At 62.6% G+C, this 14,994-nt stretch carries 16 protein-coding genes and 1 tRNA gene; 13 read left to right on the plus strand and 4 right to left on the minus strand.

Annotation, left to right across the window (positions count from 1 at the left end):
- Positions 1-26: 26 nt before the first annotated feature.
- The 5 genes from ispE to pth all read left to right on the plus strand — a co-directional run bounded on the left by ispE (position 27) and on the right by pth (position 3,579).
- On the plus strand, positions 27-890 hold the full coding sequence (gene ispE / locus G7048_RS05270) for a 4-(cytidine 5'-diphospho)-2-C-methyl-D-erythritol kinase (protein WP_166067128.1): 864 nt from the start codon (positions 27-29) through the stop codon (positions 888-890).
- A gap of 24 nt (positions 891-914) precedes the next feature.
- A tRNA-Gln gene (locus tag G7048_RS05275) sits at positions 915-991 on the plus strand.
- 48 nt (positions 992-1,039) lie between these two features.
- A complete protein-coding gene (locus G7048_RS05280; protein ID WP_166067129.1) occupies positions 1,040-2,014 on the plus strand; it encodes a ribose-phosphate pyrophosphokinase in 975 nt (324 codons plus the stop codon).
- A 172-nt stretch (positions 2,015-2,186) separates the two neighbouring features.
- Positions 2,187-2,813 carry a 50S ribosomal protein L25/general stress protein Ctc gene (locus G7048_RS05285; protein WP_166067130.1) on the plus strand — a complete coding sequence of 209 codons (627 nt, stop codon included), beginning with the start codon at positions 2,187-2,189 and terminating at the stop codon, positions 2,811-2,813.
- 151 nt (positions 2,814-2,964) lie between these two features.
- Complete coding sequence (gene pth / locus G7048_RS05290; protein ID WP_166067131.1) at positions 2,965-3,579, plus strand: aminoacyl-tRNA hydrolase; 615 nt, start codon at positions 2,965-2,967, stop codon at positions 3,577-3,579.
- A 244-nt stretch (positions 3,580-3,823) separates the two neighbouring features.
- Here the strand turns inward: pth and G7048_RS05295 are convergent, their stop codons facing one another.
- A complete protein-coding gene (locus tag G7048_RS05295) occupies positions 3,824-4,075 on the minus strand; it encodes a YfhL family 4Fe-4S dicluster ferredoxin (protein WP_166067132.1) in 252 nt (83 codons plus the stop codon).
- Positions 4,076-4,231: 156 nt separating this feature from the next.
- Here G7048_RS05295 and G7048_RS05300 point away from each other — a divergent pair, with 156 nt between their 5' ends.
- From G7048_RS05300 to G7048_RS05325, 6 genes are all read left to right on the plus strand, one after another.
- A complete protein-coding gene (locus G7048_RS05300; protein ID WP_166067133.1) occupies positions 4,232-5,194 on the plus strand; it encodes an ABC transporter permease in 963 nt (320 codons plus the stop codon).
- Positions 5,195-5,220: 26 nt separating this feature from the next.
- Positions 5,221-6,033 carry an ABC transporter permease gene (locus G7048_RS05305; RefSeq protein ID WP_166067134.1) on the plus strand — a complete coding sequence of 271 codons (813 nt, stop codon included), beginning with the start codon at positions 5,221-5,223 and terminating at the stop codon, positions 6,031-6,033.
- Positions 6,034-6,044: 11 nt separating this feature from the next.
- Positions 6,045-7,070 (plus strand): ABC transporter ATP-binding protein, encoded by a 1,026-nt coding sequence (locus G7048_RS05310; protein ID WP_166067135.1) that lies wholly within the window; start codon positions 6,045-6,047, stop codon positions 7,068-7,070.
- A complete protein-coding gene (locus G7048_RS05315) occupies positions 7,067-7,906 on the plus strand; it encodes an ATP-binding cassette domain-containing protein (protein ID WP_166067136.1) in 840 nt (279 codons plus the stop codon). Before G7048_RS05310 ends, G7048_RS05315 begins: the two co-directional genes overlap by 4 nt.
- A gap of 130 nt (positions 7,907-8,036) precedes the next feature.
- On the plus strand, positions 8,037-9,527 hold the full coding sequence (locus tag G7048_RS05320; RefSeq protein WP_166067137.1) for an ABC transporter substrate-binding protein: 1,491 nt from the start codon (positions 8,037-8,039) through the stop codon (positions 9,525-9,527).
- A gap of 106 nt (positions 9,528-9,633) precedes the next feature.
- Positions 9,634-11,046 carry an amidase gene (locus tag G7048_RS05325; protein ID WP_166067138.1) on the plus strand — a complete coding sequence of 471 codons (1,413 nt, stop codon included), beginning with the start codon at positions 9,634-9,636 and terminating at the stop codon, positions 11,044-11,046.
- Between the two features lie 4 nt (positions 11,047-11,050).
- Here the strand turns inward: G7048_RS05325 and G7048_RS05330 are convergent, their stop codons facing one another.
- Positions 11,051-11,704 carry a LysE family translocator gene (locus tag G7048_RS05330; RefSeq protein ID WP_166067140.1) on the minus strand — a complete coding sequence of 218 codons (654 nt, stop codon included), beginning with the start codon at positions 11,702-11,704 and terminating at the stop codon, positions 11,051-11,053.
- A gap of 140 nt (positions 11,705-11,844) precedes the next feature.
- On the opposite strand from G7048_RS05330, the gene G7048_RS05335 reads away from it, so the two are divergent.
- Together G7048_RS05335 and G7048_RS05340 are read left to right on the plus strand one after the other, a co-directional pair.
- Positions 11,845-12,447, plus strand: coding sequence for a hypothetical protein (locus tag G7048_RS05335; protein WP_166070811.1), 603 nt, complete (start codon positions 11,845-11,847; stop codon positions 12,445-12,447).
- A gap of 127 nt (positions 12,448-12,574) precedes the next feature.
- A complete protein-coding gene (locus tag G7048_RS05340; RefSeq protein WP_166067141.1) occupies positions 12,575-13,264 on the plus strand; it encodes a hypothetical protein in 690 nt (229 codons plus the stop codon).
- On the opposite strand, the gene G7048_RS05345 is transcribed toward G7048_RS05340, so the two are convergent.
- A complete protein-coding gene (locus G7048_RS05345; RefSeq protein ID WP_166067142.1) occupies positions 13,248-14,102 on the minus strand; it encodes a DUF429 domain-containing protein in 855 nt (284 codons plus the stop codon). The two genes, G7048_RS05340 and G7048_RS05345, sit on opposite strands and share 17 nt — an antisense overlap.
- A gap of 4 nt (positions 14,103-14,106) precedes the next feature.
- Positions 14,107-14,991 carry an EamA family transporter gene (locus tag G7048_RS05350; protein WP_166067143.1) on the minus strand — a complete coding sequence of 295 codons (885 nt, stop codon included), beginning with the start codon at positions 14,989-14,991 and terminating at the stop codon, positions 14,107-14,109.
- Positions 14,992-14,994 lie beyond the last annotated feature (3 nt).

The raw sequence follows: 14,994 nt of genomic DNA on the forward strand, positions 1-14,994 counted from the left end.
ACAAGACAACCAGGACGACGATCGCCATGCAGGCCATCTACGACGTGCCGGCTCCGGCCAAACTCAACCTCTTTCTGCACATCACGGGCCGTCGCGACGATGGCTACCACCTGCTCGAATCGGTGTTCACACTCATTGACTGGTACGACACGCTGCATTTCGAGCTGCGCAGCGATGGGCAGATCACCCGTGAAGACCTCTCGACACCGCTCCCGCCAGACGACCTGTGCACCCGCGCAGCCCGTGCGCTGCAACTGACTGGAGGAACCCCTCTTGGCGCTCACATCGGCATCCACAAGCGCGTACCGGCTCAGGCGGGCATGGGCGGCGGATCCTCGGACGCCGCCAGCACGCTTTTAGCCCTCAATCGCTTGTGGGGGCTCAATCTTCCGCTATCACAACTTTTGGCCATCGGACTGAAACTTGGCGCAGATATTCCGTTTTTTTTATTCGGAAAAACGGCTTTTGTGTCTGGAATTGGTGACATAATTCAGCCCATCGATTCGCAGCAGCTACCGCCGCAAGCAACGCTTGCAGTAGTGAAGCCGGAAGCAGGATTGGATACGAAAGAAATTTTTTCAAGTCCTTTCCTCAAACGTGATTCAAGGCATGCTACAATCGAAGACTTTGCTGCAGCACACTACCGATTCGGAAGTAATGACTTGCAGCCAGTTGCTCAAGCACTGTGCCCCGAGATCAAAAAAGTCATCGACTTTCTAGAATCAAAGGAAATGCATGCTAGAATGACGGGCTCAGGAAGTGCAGTGTTTGCACAGATGCCGCATACAGCAGATTTGACAGATGCGCCAAGCGCATGGCAAGTCAAAGTATGCAAAACTCTGGCAGTTCATCCTCTGGTGGGTTGGGCTACAGAAACGGATATAGGTTGATTGCTTCCGGCAATTGACCTGTGTAGGGGAGTCGCCAAGCTGGTTAAGGCACCGGATTTTGATTCCGGCATGCGAAGGTTCGAATCCTTCTTCCCCTGCCAAATATTTTCCCAACCACGGGACTTCAAGTTCAGATCACTGAGCCGCTCATGCAAGCCAATCACCCAGACTTCATGGTTTTCACGGGCAATGCCAATCCTGGCTTGGCCGCAGAAATCGTCAAGCATCTCGGCACCAATCTCGGTGCAATGGACGTGGGTCGTTTCTCCGATGGTGAAGTCACCGTCGAAATCAAACAAAACGTCCGTGCCCGCGATGTGTTCGTCGTTCAATCGACCTGCGCGCCCACCAACGAAAACCTGATGGAACTGCTGATCATGGTGGACGCGCTCAAGCGCGCCTCCGCCGAACGCATCAGCGCCGTCATTCCCTACTTCGGTTACGCCCGTCAGGATCGCCGTCCGCGTTCGTCGCGTGTGCCGATCTCGGCCAAGGTGGTTGCCAACCTGCTGCAGACCGTGGGCGTCGCCCGCGTTCTGACCATGGACCTGCACGCTGACCAGATTCAGGGTTTCTTCGACATTCCCGTCGACAACATCTACGCTTCTCCCGTGTTGCTGGGCGATCTGAACCAGAAGAAGTACGAGAACCTGATCGTTGTGAGCCCCGACGTGGGCGGCGTGGTCCGCGCACGTGCGCTGGCCAAGCAACTGGGCACCGACCTGGCCATCATCGACAAGCGCCGTCCAAAGGCCAACGTGTCGGAAGTGATGCACGTGATCGGTGACATCGACGGCCGCAACTGCGTGATCATGGACGACATGATCGACACCGCAGGCACCCTTGTGAAGGCTGCCGAAGTGCTCAAGGAACGCGGTGCCAAGAACGTTTACGCCTATTGCACACACCCGATCTTCTCGGGCCCGGCCATCGAGCGCATCTCGAAGGGTTCGGCACTGGACGAAGTCGTGGTGACCAACACCATCCCGCTGAGCGACGCCGCCAAGGGATGCAGCAAGATTCGCCAACTGTCCGTGGCGCCGTTGATCGCAGAGACGATCCACCGCATCAACACGGGCGAGTCGGTGATGAGCCTGTTCTCCGATCAAAACAACAACTTCTGATTTTTCAGATGCTGTTGACAAGCCAAGCCTCCCTCGGGAGGCTTGTGTGTTGTTCGGGAGTCGGCAAAAAAGCCGGACCGGCATACGCATGAACCCCAGTTTTCTGGAAATGCGCGTCGGTTCTTTGTAATAGGGTCAGACTGGTCGCGGTCGGCCCATCTAGGAGTTAGTTATGAAATTCGTCGCTTTTGAGCGCGCCAAGCAAGGCACGGGTGCGAGCCGCCGTCTGCGTATTTCGGGCCGTACGCCTGGCATCGTCTACGGTGCTGGCGAAGCCCAACTGATCGAGCTGGACCACAACAACCTGTGGCACGCTCTGAAGAAGGAAGCTTTCCACGCTTCCGTGCTGGACATGGACCTTGACGGCAAGGAATCCAAGGTTCTGCTGCGTGACGTGCAATTCCACCCCTACAAGCAACTGGTTCTGCACATCGACTTCCAACGCGTCGATGCCAAGACCAAGCTGCACATGAAGGTTCCAGTCCACTACAAGGGCGTGGAAGAGTCCCCAGCTGTCAAGGGCGACAAGTGCCTCGTGACCGTTCTGGTGAACGAACTGGAAGTGTCCTGCATGCCTTCCGACCTGCCAGAATTCGTGGAAGTCGACCTGAGCGGCCTGCAAAAGAACGCTGCCCTGCGCGTTTCCGACGTGAAGCTGCCAAAGGGCGTGTCCGCCGTCATTCGCGCTGGCAAGAACCCATCGCTGGTGTCCATCGCTGCTCCAGTCGTGGAAGAAGTTGCTCCAGCCGCTGACGCTGCTGCTCCAGCTGCTCCAGCCAAGAAGGGCGGCAAGAAGTAATTCTTCTTTGCCTCCGCTGACTTGACGTCACGACAACGGCCCACTTCGGTGGGCCGTTTTGCTTTGTGCGCCAAGCAAGCCACCAAGAACCACCAAGACGCGACGGCATTCGCGACAAGGACTTGCGTCTCGCACGATAATTCAGACCATCATGATCAAACTGTTTGTCGGACTGGGCAACCCCGGCCCTGAATACGAAGACACGCGTCACAACGCCGGTTTCTGGTGGATTGACGAACTCGCACGCGACCTCAAGGTGAACCTCGTTCCCGAACGCAGCTACTTCGGCCTGATGGCCCGCGCCAACGTCGGCGGCAACACCATCTGGCTGCTGGAGCCGCAAACCTTCATGAACGCCTCCGGCAAATCGGTAGGCGCCCTCGCCCGCTTCTTCAAGATCAAACCCGAGGAAGTCCTCGTCGTGCACGACGAACTCGACATCCCGCCCGGCCAGGTCAAACTCAAACGCGGCGGCAGCCACGCCGGCCACAACGGCCTGCGCGACATCCACGCCCAACTGGGCTCAGCCGACTACTGGCGCTTGCGCGTCGGCATCGGCCACCCCGGCGTGAAGTCGGAAGTGGTGAACTGGGTGCTCAAGAAGCCCTCCCCCGACCAGCGCAAGCTCATCGACGACAGCATCATCCACTCATTGAAATCGTGGCCCGTGCTGGTGGAAGGCGACATGGAAAAAGCCACCCTCCAAATCCACACCAACAAGCCCCCCAGGCCAAAGCCCCCACGCCCCGCAGAGCTGGACAAGTAAGCACAAAAAGCATCTCGCGCAGTCGCGAGATGCCGGCACGAGCAACGCGAAGTGCCGAAACACACCTCTTATGAAACCTCTGACTCGCGGCGGTTGCCCGAACGGCGCGCCCACGGCGCAAAGTGAGTTCTGCCGCGGGTATTGAAAGGCGATTTTTGGTGACTTTTTGGCGCAAGCAAAAAGTTACTCGCCCGCCGGGGCGAGACCCGGCACCCGCTCTCAACACCCCAGCGGCAGCAAAAAATCACCCCGCAGCCTGCAACCGCAAATACTTCTCCATCAAAGTCTCACGCGATTCCTGATGCTCCGGACTCACAGGAATGCAAGCCACAGGACAGATAGCCACGCACTGCGCCTCCTCAAAGTGCCCCACGCACTCAGTGCACTTGTCCGGATGAATATCGTAGTGCTCCTCCCCCATGTAGATCGCATGGTTGGGGCACTCAGGCTCGCACACATCGCAGTTGATGCACTCGTCCGTGATCATCAAAGCCATGGCGCAGCCCTCCCCGCCACAGGGCGAACGGTAAACGGGAAAAGAAGGTAACTGCACTTGGCCATGCCCTGATTATCCAACGCCCGCGCCCACAGCACGAAGCTTGCGTGCATGGCCCGAGGCAGGCTGCGGTTTTTGCCGCTATGCTCGCACCCCATGGCTTTCTTTCTCCTCAAGCGTCTGCTGACTCTGATGGTGACGCTGCTGGCCGCGTCCGCCGTTGTCTTCGTCGTGCTGGAAATCCTGCCAGGCAACGCCGCACAAGTGGCACTCGGCCCCGACGCATCTCCCGAGGCCGTGGCCGAACTGGCCGAGCAGATGGGCCTGAACCAGCCCGCCATCACGCGCTATTTCCAATGGGTGGGCGGTCTGCTGCAAGGCGACATGGGCACCAGCTACACCTACGGCTCGCCCGTGCGCGAACTGATCTTCGAGCGCCTCGCCCTCACCGTGCCGCTGGCCATCATGGCGATGATCATCACCACGCTGATTGCGCTGGCCGCCGGCATCTATGCGGCCTCGCGGCACAACAAGCTGGGCGATGTGGGCGTCATGGGTCTCGCGCAGATCGGCATCGCGATTCCGAATTTCTGGTTCGCGATCCTGCTGATTCTGGTGTTCTCGGTGAAGCTGCAATGGTTTTCGGCGGGCGGCTTTCCCGGCTGGTCCGAAGCCGATGGCGGAGGTTTCTTCCCCGCGCTGCAATCGCTGCTTTTGCCTGCGATTGCGCTGGCTGTCGTGCAAGCGGCCATCCTCGCGCGCATCACACGCTCGGCCGTGCTGGACGTGTCGGGCGAAGACTTCGTGCGCACCGCCCGGGCCAAGGGTCTCACGCAACGCGCCGCGCTCTGGAAGCATGTGCTGCGCAATGCGATGATCCCCGTCGTCACCGTCATGGGCCTGCAATTCGCCAACCTGCTCGCGGGCACCATCGTCGTCGAGAACGTGTTCTATCTGCCCGGCCTTGGCCGCCTGATCTTCCAGTCGATTGCCAACCGCGACCTCATCGTCGTGCGCAACTGCGTGCTGCTGCTGGCCGCCATGGTGGTGGTCGTGAACTTCGTCGTCGACGTGCTCTACGCCGTCATCGACCCACGCGTGAAGGCAGGTGAGCTGTGAGCCAGGCCGGTTTTTGGCAGCGCGCCATGCGCAAGCACAGCTTCGTGATCGGTGCCGCGCTCACGCTGCTCTTGCTGTTCATGGCCGCGCTGTCGTTCATATGGACGCCCCACTCCGCCTACGCGGTGGACATGAACGCCGCACTGCAGCCTCCCAGCGCCAGCTACTGGCTGGGCACGGACGCCTATGGTCGCGACATCGTCTCGCTGCTGCTGGTCGGATCGCGCAGCTCCATCATGGTGGGCGTGATCGCGGTCGGCATCGGTCTGCTCATCGGCACGGCGCTCGGCCTGCTCGCAGCAGCACGTCGCGGCTGGGTCGAAGAAGTCGTCATGCGGATTGCGGACTTCACCTTTGCCTTCCCCGCGCTGCTGCTGGCCATCATGCTTACCGCCGTCTACGGTGCGAGCATCCAGAACGCCATCATCGCCATCGGCATCTTCTACATCCCGACGTTCGCGCGCGTGACTCGCGCATCGGCCAAGCAGATCTGGGCACGCGACTACATCCTCGCCGCGCGCGCCTGCGGCAAGGGGCCGTGGAGCATCACCTTCGACCATGTGCTGCCCAATATCCTTCCCGCGCTGATCGTGCAGGCAACCATCCAATTCGCGCTCGCCATTCTTGCCGAAGCAGCGCTGTCCTACCTCGGCCTCGGCACGCAGGCGCCCGATCCTTCCTGGGGCCGCATGCTGGCCGAGGCGCAGACGCTGATGTTCCAGAACCCGCTGCTCTCCATCTGGCCCGGCGTGGCGATTGCGCTCACCGTGCTCGGACTGAACCTGCTGGGCGACGGCCTGCGCGATCTGCTCGATCCGCGCCTTTCGCGTCAACGTTGAGGTGACATGCGATGAACCACCACAACGATCAACCATCCACCCAACCACTGCTCGAAGTCTCGGGCCTTGGCATCACGCTCGACACCCATCGCGGCCCGGCGCAGGCCGTGCGCGATGTGGGCTTCAAACTCGCTCGCGGCGAGATGCTGGGCTTGATTGGCGAATCCGGCAGCGGCAAGTCCATCACCGCCATGGCGCTCATGGGATTGCTGCCCGAATCCGCGCGAACGCAAGGCAGCGTGCGATTCGATGGACAGGAATTACTCGGTCTTTCCGATAAACAGATGTGCACCTTGCGCGGCCACCGCATGGCCATGGTTTTTCAGGAACCGATGACCGCGCTGAACCCCGTGCACACCATCGGCAACCAGGTCGCGGAGCCGCTGCGGCTGCATCAGAAGCTCTCGGCCAAGCAGGCCCGCGAAGGCGCGCTCGCCCTGCTCGACCGCGTCGGCATTCCGCAGGCCGCGCAGCGCTTCGATGCCTATCCGCACCAGTTCTCCGGCGGGCAACGCCAGCGCATCACGATTGCGATGGCGCTGGCCTGCAACCCCGATCTGCTGATTGCCGACGAACCCACGACGGCGCTTGACGTGACCGTGCAGCAGCAGATCCTCGATCTCATTGCCGATCTGGTGGACGAGCGCCGCATGTCGCTGATCCTCATCTCGCACGACCTCGGCGTGATCTCGCAGAACGTGGACCGCATGCTCGTGATGTACGGCGGCACGGTCGTCGAAAGCGGCACGACCGAACAGGTGTTCGATCACATGGCCCATCCCTACACGCGCGGCCTCCTCGCGGCACGCCCGCGCATGGCGGAGCTCGGCCAGCACAAGGCGCGGCTGCAGACCATTCGCGGCACCGTGCCCGAACTGGTCGATCTGCCCAAAGGCTGCCCTTTCGCGGGCCGCTGCGAATTCACCATCGATGCCTGTGCCAGCCAAAAGCCCGCACCGCAGACGCTGGAAGCAGGCCACGAGGTTCGCTGCATCCGCGCCGAAGCCATCGAAGCGACGAACGGGGTTTCCGCATGAGCGACACCACCCCTTTGCTTCAGGTGAATGAACTCACGCGCAGCTACGACCTGCCGCGTTCTTCGTTGTTCGGACCGCGTGAACAAGTGCATGCGCTGCGCGGCGTGAGCCTCACGCTGCAAGCTGGAAAAAGCCTCGGCGTGGTCGGCGAATCAGGCTCCGGCAAGTCCACGCTCGCGCGTCTCGTGATGGCGCTGGACCGACCCACATCCGGCAGCGTGCAACTGCTCGGGCGCGATCTGCACCAGATGTCGCCTGAGGATCTGCGCGCCGCACGACGTGATTTTCAGATGGTGTTTCAAGACCCCTACGGCTCGCTCGATCCGCGCCAGAGGGTCGAGCGCATCGTCGCCGAACCCATGGCTGCGCTGGAACGTGCGAGCAAGGCCGAGATGAAAGAGCGCGCTGCGGAAGTGCTCGCGCAGGTCGGACTTCGCAGCACCGATGTCGACAAGTTTCCGCACGAGTTCTCGGGCGGTCAGCGCCAGCGCATTGCGATTGCACGCGCGCTGATGACCAAGCCGCGCCTGATCATCGCCGACGAGCCCGTGAGCGCGCTGGACGTGTCGGTGCAGGCGCAGGTGCTCAATCTCATGCAGGACCTGCAGCAGCAATCGGGCCTGAGCTATCTGCTGATCAGCCACGACCTCGCGGTGGTGAGCCATCTGTGCGACGAAGTCGTCGTCATGCACCAGGGCCAGATCGTCGAGCGTGGCACGCCCGCCGAGCTGTTCACACACGCGCAGCATCCCTACACGCAGGCGCTGGTGCAGGCCGTTCCGCAGATTGCGCCGGGTCTCGCACGTGCACGCCGCGCCGCACGCCGCGCCGCCTGATTCCGCACTCCGGACGCGCCTTGCGTGCATGGCAGGATGCACAAGGCCTCTCGATGTAGTAAAACACGGTTGATACGCAGCGTGCCCGGTTCGGGCGCGGCTGCCTGCAACCTTCTGGAGACCCCCATCTATGTTGAATCGTCGCACCGTTCTGGCGTCCGGCGCACTGTCTGCCGTGCCCTTGATGACCCCGCTGTCCGCGCTCGCGCAAGCGAAGAAGGACTCGGTCACGCTGGCACTCACGCTGGAACCACCGGGGCTCGACCCGACGGCCGGTGCGGCTTCTTCGATTGCCGAGATCACGCTCTACAACATCTACGAAACGCTCACCAAGATCAACGCCGACGGCAGCGTGTCGCCGCTGCTGGCCGAGAGCTGGGAGGTTTCGCCCGATCTCAAGACCTACACCTTCAAGTTGCGCAAGAACGTGAAGTTCCAGAACGGCGAGCCGTTCAACGCAAGCGCCGTGAAGTTCTCGTTTGACCGCGCGGGCGGCGACAAGAGCACCAACAAGGACAAGCGCACCTTCGCTGGCCTGTCCGCCAAGGTGGTCGATGAAAGCACCATCGTGCTCATCAACAGCGAGATCGATCCCGACCTGCTGTTCGTGCTCGGCCAGGCCACCGCCATCATCACCGAGCCCAAGAGCTCCGCGACCAACGCCACCAAGCCCGTGGGCACCGGCCCCTACAAGCTCGACGCGTGGGCGCGGGGCTCGTCCATCACGCTGGGCGCATCGCCCACGTTCCGCCAACCAGCGAACGTCAAGATCAAGCGCGCCACCTTCCGCTTCATTCCCGATCCGGCCGCGCAGGTCGCCGCCATGCTCGCGGGCGACGTGGACGCGTTCCCGCGCATCACGCCGCGCAGCGTGGCGCAGTTCAAGGCCAACCCGCGCTTCCAGGTGGTCATCAGCGGCTCGCGCGCCAAGACGATTCTGGCGATGAACAACGCACGCAAGCCGCTGAACGATGTGCGCGTGCGCCGCGCCATCGCCGCCGCCATCGACCGCAAGTCCGTGATCCAGGGTGCTGCCGACGGCCTCGGCGCACCCATCGGCAGCTACTACGTGCCGGGCGCATTCGGCTATGTCGACACCACGGGCGTCAATCCGTACGACGTCGAAAAAGCCAAGAAGCTGCTGGCCGAAGCGGGCGTGAAGACGCCACTCGAACTCACGATGACGCTGCCGCCAGCGCCCTACGCACGCCAGGGCGGCGAGGTGATCACCGCCGAACTCGCCAAGATCGGCATCGTCGTGAAGACGCAGAATGTGGAATGGGCGCAGTGGCTCTCGGGCACCTACACCAACAAGAACTACGACCTGTCCATCGTCTCGCACGTCGAGCCGTTCGACCTGAACAACTACACCAAGCCCGACTACTACTGGGGCTACCAGTCGGAGAAGTTCAACGCGCTCTACGAGAAGATCAAGACCGCCGAGCGCCCTGCCGACCGCGCGCGCCTGCTCGGTGACGCGCAGCGCATGCTGGCCGAGGAAGTGCCCAGCGTCTACCTCTACCAGCCACAATGGGTCACGGTGGCCAACAAGAACCTGCGCGGTCTGTGGAAGGACATGCCGGTGTTCGTCAACGACCTGTCCGCGCTCGCGTGGGCATGATGTTTGCGGTTGCTTGCCGCTGAGTGCGCTTGGACACCATGGTGGTGCGCAGCGCGACTCGTTCCGTGTCGAAGTTTCGTCGTCCTCGTTTGAAAAGATCTGGTTGATGTCTGCTGCCCTCTACGACCTCAGCGCCAGCGAACTGCTGGCCGCGTATCGCTCCCGCCAACTCTCGCCCGTCGAGGTCACGCAATCCGTGCTGGACCGCGTGGCGCAATGGGAGCCGCAACTGCGTGCCACCTATCTGCTGAACCCGCAAGGCGCGCTCGCTCAGGCCAAGGCCAGCGAAGCGCGCTGGATGAAGAACGCGCCCACCGGTCTGCTCGACGGCGTGCCGGTCACCATCAAGGAAAACATCGCCACCAAGGGCGAGCCCATGCCGCTGGGCACGGCTGCGGTGGAGCTGTTTCCGTCGATGACGGACTCGCCCGCCGCAGCACGTCTGCGCGAATCGGGCGCGGTGTTTTTCTCCAAGACCACCATGCCCGACTACGGCATGCTGTCGTCCGGCCTGTCGAGCTTTCATGCGCTCACGCGCAATCCGTGGGATCTGAGCAAGGGGCCGGGTGGCTCCAGCGCCGGTGCGGGCGCAGCGTCCGCAGCCGGTTATGGCCCGCTGCATATCGGCACCGACATCGGCGGCTCGATCCGCCTGCCCGCAAGCTGGTGCGGCATCTTCGGGTTGAAGCCGAGCCTCGGTCGCGTGCCCATCGATCCGCCCTACACCGGCCGCGCCGCAGGCCCGATGACGCGCACCGTCACCGATGCTGCACTCATGATGCAGGTGCTCTCGCAACCCGATGCGCGCGACAGCATGAGCCTGCCTGCACAGAACATCGCCTGGCATGAAACCGAAGCCGCGACGCCCGCATTTTTCCAAGGCAAACGCATTGGTCTGCTGCTGGATGCGGGCTGCGGATTGCCGCTTGATGACGAAGTGCGTCAAGGCATCGAAGCCGCCGCGAAGCTGCTCGAAGCCGCTGGCGCGCAGGTCACTTCGATGAAGCCTTTCATGACGCCCGAGATGCTTGCGGGAATGGACCATTTCTGGCGCATGCGTTCGTTCTCCGACATGCAATTGCTGCCCGCCGAACGCCGCGAAAAAGTGCTGCCCTACATCCGCACCTGGGCCGAAAGTGCGGCCGACTTTTCGGGCAAGCAGGTGTTCGATGCAAGCCAGCAGTTCCACCTCACGCGCGTGGCCACGGTCAGGGCCTGCAATGCGTTCGACTACGTGATCTCGCCCGTCGCGCCGCATGTGGCGTTCGCGGCGGAATGGGCCTCGCCAACCAACGATCCGTTCAAGCCGCTGGAGCACATCGGCTTCACCGTGCCGTTCAACATGTCGGAGCAGCCCGTCTCGTCCGTCAATTGCGGCTACACGAAAAGCGGCTTGCCCATTGGCCTGCAGATTGCCGGTGCGCGCTTTGACGATCTGGGCGTGCTCAAGGCATCGCGCGCGTTCGAGCAGATGCGCGGCGAGCAGCGCGCATGGCCCGAACCACCGCCGCTCGCCTGATCGATCAGCGCTGCGATGTGGCCAGCTTCACCGCCAGTCCCACAAAGACCAGCGCGGTAATCTTGTTGAGCCACCACTGGCCCTTGGCCGACTTCAGCAGCAGTTTGCCGAACACACCCGAGAAGATCGCGATCGCGCCGAACACCAGAAACGTCGCGAGGATGAACACCGCGCCGAAAGCGAAGATCTGCGGCGCGACCGGGCCCAGCGCCGGATTGGCGAACTGCGGCAGAAACGCCAGAAAGAAAATCAGCACCTTGGGGTTGGTGAGGTTCATCACCACGCCGCGCATCACCATGCGCATGAAGTCGCCAGCGGATGCGGCCTGTGCAGTCCGCTTGGGCTGATCGTCACCATCGTCCTTCACGCTGGTCGGCGCACGCCAGGCGCCCCAGGCGAGATAGACCAGATAGGCCGCGCCGCACCACTTGAGCACGGTGAACGCCATCTCGGACGCGGCGAACACCGCCGCCAGCCCCAGCGCCACGGCCGAGGTGTGCACGATGATGCCCAGGCACAGCCCCACGACCACCGCAATGCCCATGCGCCAGCCGCGCTGCGCCGATTGCAGCAGCACGAAAAGGTTGTCCGGACCGGGGCTCAGGCCCAGTAGAACGGCTACGCCAAAGAAGGTGATCAGTGTCTGAAGGGTCGGCATGATGGGCGTTCAAGCAAAAACCCCTGCATTCTGCACCGAACTGGCGCATGCCCCGCCGCCAGCCGTCGCACAATAGAGGGCTCGCGCGCATGTGGCCTTCAACCGACCTGCGCCGCCCTTTCATCTCTATCCACACCTCCATGGACCCGATTCTTCTGGTGCTGCTTGCGGCAACGGCCTCCTACTTCATCAATGCCAAGCAGCAGCGCCAACGCATCGCCGTACTCGCCGAACATCTGCAGCCGTTCCAGATCGAAAAGCACATCGAGGCGCTCACGCAAGGCTACCTGCGTGCCATGGGCGAGAAGGAAGACGAGCGCCGCCTGCAGGTGCTCGCGCTGCTCAGCGACAACGAACAGTCGCTCGTGAGCCAGTTCAATCGCTTTGCCGCCTCTTTCCAGAAGGTGAGCGAGCCCATGGCCCGCGTGAGCAAGCTGCCCGTGAGTCTGCCGTTCGCCACGCAGCTCATGCCCGGCAGCACCTTCGACATGCGCAAGGCCGTGCAGCTCCACGCCCAGGGCTTCGAGCGCGTGATTCGCAACGAGGCAGGCCGCTCGCCGCGCGACAAGGCGTTCATGATGACCGCCGAAATCCTGCTCATGCAGCACAGTTGCCATTGGTACTGCAAGTCCAAATCGGTCGCCTCGGCGCGCATGCTGGCGCGCAACAAAACGCCGCACGAGCAGCTCGTGCAATCGGTCTCGCCCGAGACCCGCGCGGCCTATCAAGCACTGGTCGGCTGACCGCGCAGCGCCTGCGCTGTAGGACAAGCCCGGGCGTTGACGGGAAGGTCTTGCGGGCCACGCTTTCCATCCCGCAGAATGCCATTTGCCGCGTGTTACATGCAGCAACATTGCATCGCCTGCCTCCATGAACAAGATCGAAACCCATCAAGCCAACGTCTGGATCGCTGCGGGCGTCCAGCACTCCGTTCTCTCGCGCACTCTGCCCGCGCTGCGCCACGATCTGGCGGGCTCGGTGTCGGTGTTGCGCATGGGGCTGGCCGTCATCGCCCGCAAGCTGGACAACGGCGGCGAGCAGATCGAACGCGATGCGATCCTGCAGCGCACCCAGTCGCTGGAAGCCGGTGTCACCGAACTGAGCAACGGTCTGCGCAGACTTCGGCACTGGGACAAACCCACGCACGAGTTGCTCGATTCCCGCGCCTTGCTGGGCGAGATCTGGGCGCTGGCAAGGCCGTTTCTCGCGCTGCGCAACATCGACCAATCGCCGCTGCCGGATGCGAGTGATGCGGGCTGGCCCACGCAACCGCTCAAGCCCCAGCCGCTCATGTATTTGCTGCTGGCCAGCATCTACCATCTGGCCGAAGGTGCAGGCAACACGCCCGAGCGCATCACCACCACGCCGCTCGCAGACCGCATTCGCGTGTCAAGCGAAGGCCTGATGCCATCGACCAGCGCGCCGGACGACTGCATGCTGGGCGCGGGAGTGCGTCACACCCCCGCCATCGACCACCTCAGCCTGCTGTGTCTGGCCGATCACCTGCAGAGCCACATCGAATTCGAATCCGCGCAGTCCGTGCTCATTCATCTCGACTGAACGGCACGCCGACGATCCAGCCTTCCAGCGAATCCATCTGCGCAGGCAGGCCATGATTCACATGTCTGGCCAAATGCTGACGATGCGCCCAAGCCGCCGCAAGCATGCACAGCACGGCATCGACACTGTCGCCGCTGGCATCGGTCTCCAGCAACTGGCGTTGTGATTCGCTCAACAGCACATGCAGGCCATCGAGCATGGCCAAGGGCTGCTCGATCAGGCTCACCAGTTGCTTTCTCGCCGCCGCACGTTCAGGTGTCTGCTTGGCCTTGTCATCGCTTTTGTAGCTGGCCCGCGCAATGAGTTGGCGCGCCAACCAGCCCGGATAAGCCTCCAGCGCCACGCGGCTGCGGTCGCCCTCTTCCAAGCCCGGCAGATGAACACCCGCCTGCCTCAGCAGAGGCACACCCGCATGCATCATGAAAGCCACGGGCGGGTTCACCCATTTCATCGAAGGACTGGAGCCCGCAGGGCCATCGGTGGCGCGGTGCGCAAACTTGCGGCCCACCGGTCTGGCTGCGCAGAACGCAGCAAAAAAATCACGAATCTGCAGGCGGCTGAGCGATGCGTAATGCGCCATGCATTTGTCCCATTGCGTTGGCCACAGCAGATGTTCAACCAACTCGCGCGGAAGACCAAAAGGCAGATCGAAACCACCCACCCAGTGCTGTGCTTGTGCGAGCCATTCGGCAAACGCGTCAAGGCTCTCGAAGCGCTCGATGGCGAGGAGTCTGACGCCCTGCCCGGCACATTCGCCACGCGCCAAAACAATGGGCTTGCGGCGCGTTGGAGCGCTCGAAAAATCGCAGCCGATGAGTTGCTGCGGCTGCGTGCTCATGGCGTCAACCCAGGCCCAGCGCAGTCACGCCCGCTGCGATCAATACGGCGCCGAAAATGCGCGCCTTGCGGTCGCCTTCCTTGAGCAGATGGCCGCCAATCAGAGCGGCAAACAGCATCGAGACCTCGCGCGCCGGAGCCACGTGCGACATGGGTGCGTGCTGCATCGCATAGAGCACAAGCACGTAGGCCACGGGGCTCACCACAGCCACGGCGAGCGCGTATTTCCACTGCTGCTTCCACAGTACCTTCAGCTCGGCGGGCTTGCGCAGCGCGACCGGAGCGAGCAGCAGGATGCGCAGGATGTTGCCCATGTAGTCCACCAGAATCGGCGACAGCAGCATGATCTTCACCGCATAGCCATCGACCACCGTGTACGACGCGATGAACACGCCCGTGAGCACGCCGTAGAACATGCCTTTGTGGATGCGCGTGCGAGCGCTCTGCTCCTTGGCCGCCGTGCGCAGCAGGTTCACGCCACCCGCAATCAGGAACACGCCACCGACCACCGCCGCAATGCCCAGCGCACCGAGTGCGGACAGCGATTCGCCCAGAAACGTGATCGCCACCATCGACGACAGCAGCGGCCCCGTGCCGCGCGCCAGCGGATAGACCACGGTGAGATCGGCCTTGCGATAACCGCGCAGCAGCACCACAAAGTACAGCACATGCAGCACGCCGCTGAGCGCGACGATGCCCCATTCCTTTGCGCCCCACAACGGCACCACGTCGCGGCCCAGCCACCAGCCGAGCGGCGCCCAGATCACCATGTTGAGAACGGACGTGAAGAAGGCAAAGCGCGAGTCACCGCCCGCGCGCTTGGCCACGATGTTCCATCCCGCGTGGATCAGGCCCGCGAGAATGATCAGTCCAAAGGCGGTCAATGACATGCG

It is taken from the genome of Diaphorobacter sp. HDW4B (genome assembly GCF_011305535.1).
GTDB lineage: Bacteria > Pseudomonadota > Gammaproteobacteria > Burkholderiales > Burkholderiaceae_C > Diaphorobacter_A.